Below are 2639 nucleotides of genomic sequence, written 5' to 3'. Positions count from 1 at the left end.
GCTTATCAGCAAAGGTTTTAAAACCTTGAACTTGTAAACTTTTTAATAACACAATGCAAAAATAATATGAATTTTGCAGAATTGAATAGGTACAAGCATAAGTTTAATAAGTTTTTTTGGGCGTGTCCCTCGCTGCGCTCGGGTCGGCGTGCTGCGGGCTGCGCTTCGCTTCGGTGCTTCGCTGCGCTACGCACTGCTCACGCACCCTCCGCATGCCTCACGCAACTCATATTTTGATGTTTTACCTTATTTTTATGCATACGTTTGCTTTATCTTGTTTAATGCTTATTATCAAGTACTTACAAGATTAAAGTTTTTTACCTTGTTTGAATTATGCTCATTTTATCTTATCCTGTATTGATTTTCAAGCACATACAAGGTTAAACCTTGAATACATGGACTTCTTACAGCCATTTAATCCTGAATACGCAAATTTTACCTTATTTTGAATTCATTTTCAATCAGTTACAAGGTTAAGATTAAATTTTACCTTGTTTAATGTTCATTTTCAGTTACTTACAAGGTTAAGATTTGTGCAAGTGAGATTAGTTTGCTTGCCGCTTGCGTGAGGCATGCGGAGGGCAAGCCGTCAGGCTTGGTGCGAAGCCCCTCGCCCACACTTTTACTCTTGCCCAGGGGGTGGGCGGGTGGGGGCGCAGCACCGTTAGCCCGCAGCACGCCGACCTTGCCCACACAAGCGCAAGCCAAGTGTGGGCAAGGGCACGCCCAAAAAAATCAATTAAACTAATCACATTTCTTAAGCAATTCACGGGCAGATTTATGGTCAGGGTCAATTTGTAATAAACGCAAAAGATATTTTTTAGCTTTATCCTTTTTATTTTGATGAAAATACAAACTTGCTATATTGCCCATCGCATTCACATTGTCAGGATGAAAGAAAAGCTCCTTCAAAAAGGCTTTCTCTGCTAACTCATATTCATTTTTTAGAGTATATGCAAAACCTAAATTGTTATTTACCCCTGGGTATTTATCATCTAATGCTGCTGCTTTTTGAAAAACAGAAATAGCCCTATCTATCTGCTGATTTTTGAGATAAATGTTTCCTAATTTGAGAATAAAATCCAAGTGTTTGGGCAAATATTGATAAGCTTTTTCAAAATGCTCTTGGGCTTTATCAAAATTATTTTGAGCAAGGTAGGCTTCTGCTATGTAGTAGTGTGTCCAACCATCGCTTGGGACCTCTTTTTGGGCTACCGAAAGTAGAGTAACGTAATCCCTTCTAAAAAAGAAATAGCGAATTTTTTCTTTGTATGGCAAAAGAGATAAATACTGCCCTGCGCTATCTAAATATGCACTTTTAGGTTCAACTTTTTCAAAATACTGCAGCCAAGCAATTGCCTTTTCTGTATTTTGAGGTTTATCTTTATTAAAACAGACTAAACCTATAAACTGCTTTTGAGCTGCTTTTTGATGTTTAGTCAAAGGTTTGCGGATATAATGGTCAGTAAAAGAAACATGCGGAATGTCCGCTGTACCTGACTTAGGCATGTGGCAACCTGAACAGTCAAAATTTTTAGATTTTTGAATACTTTGCGGAGCAGTACATACGGTTGTAGTAGGGGTATGGCACTGTTTGCATGCATCATTATATTCTTTTTGTTTGACTTCATGAGGGTTGTGGCAAGTAGTACAAGTCATTTTGTAGTTTGATTGAATAAAACAAGCACTTCTTTTCAATCTTTCAGCATGAGATGCAATTCCAAACTCATCTTTAAGATTATATTCAGGTAGAAAAACTGTGTAAAAGTCATGCAAAGATTTACCTGGTTCGTATTCTTTTTGAGTATGATACACGTTAATTCCTTGTAAGTGGCACTGTTGGCATACATCAATTTGTTTATCCAAAGGAAGTTTAGCAGGGTTAATAATAGCGTTGTTTTTTGTTTTTTTACCACTTTGAACGTATTTAACATGTTCACTTCCCTTTCCATGACATTTTTCACAATCAATACCTAACGCTACGCTTTTGTATTGGTACAAAGCCCCTTCGTGTAATTCGCTTTTTCCATTATGGCAGTTCATGCACTCTAATCCAATAGGGCGGTCAAAACGAGTGTTATTGCCGTTTTCATATCCTGGACTTAAATCCCATAGCTGCTTTTTTACATACCAGGTAATTGGAAATTCATACAGGTATCCATTTCTATTTGCAATGTATGACCGCGTTTGATGCCCTGAACCTACAATATAGTCCACTTTTTCTACACGTTTGTGAATAGTATCTCTACCTTGTACACGATATTCCATAATGTACAAAGTGTCTTTTCTGTAAAAAGGTCTGTACCAAAGATTTTTATGCTTATCGAAAACGATACTGTTTTTGTCAAACCGTTCTATTTTAGGTTGTTGAGAGGGCAAATACCAAGATTTACCCATACCTGTGTGTATGTAGCTTTTGTAAATATCTTCATGGCAAGATATGCAAGCGCTTGTTCCTACATATTTTGCTTGTACAGTGTCTGTTGAAAGTTGGGCACCTTTATGCTTGCTTACTCTTTGGCAAGAAAATAACACAGCCCATAAAAATACACTTGAAGTAAAAATAAATACGTAGTATCCTCTATTCATCAGACTTTACTTTTACGTTTAATCTCATATTCTTTTCGCTTAATATCGTT

General features: G+C 37.1%; 2 protein-coding genes. One reads left to right on the top strand and one right to left on the bottom strand.

Annotated elements, in window-relative coordinates; translation table 11 throughout:
* Positions 1 to 565 precede the first annotated feature (565 nt).
* The gene (locus NZ519_13590; GenBank protein MCS7029787.1) at positions 566 to 748 is read left to right on the top strand and encodes a hypothetical protein; all 183 of its coding nucleotides are present in this window, start codon (positions 566 to 568) and stop codon (positions 746 to 748) included.
* On the opposite strand, the gene NZ519_13585 is transcribed toward NZ519_13590, so the two are convergent.
* A complete protein-coding gene (locus NZ519_13585; protein MCS7029786.1) occupies positions 745 to 2535 on the bottom strand; it encodes a tetratricopeptide repeat protein in 1791 nt (596 codons plus the stop codon). The two genes, NZ519_13590 and NZ519_13585, sit on opposite strands and share 4 nt — an antisense overlap.
* Positions 2536 to 2639: the final 104 nt, after the last annotated feature.

The sequence above is a fragment of the Bacteroidia bacterium genome (assembly GCA_025056095.1).
Classification (GTDB): Bacteria; Bacteroidota; Bacteroidia; order JANWVE01; family JANWVE01; genus JANWVE01.
The sequence above is the reverse complement of the archived record's forward strand: the minus strand, read 5'-3'. Positions and strand labels throughout refer to the sequence as shown.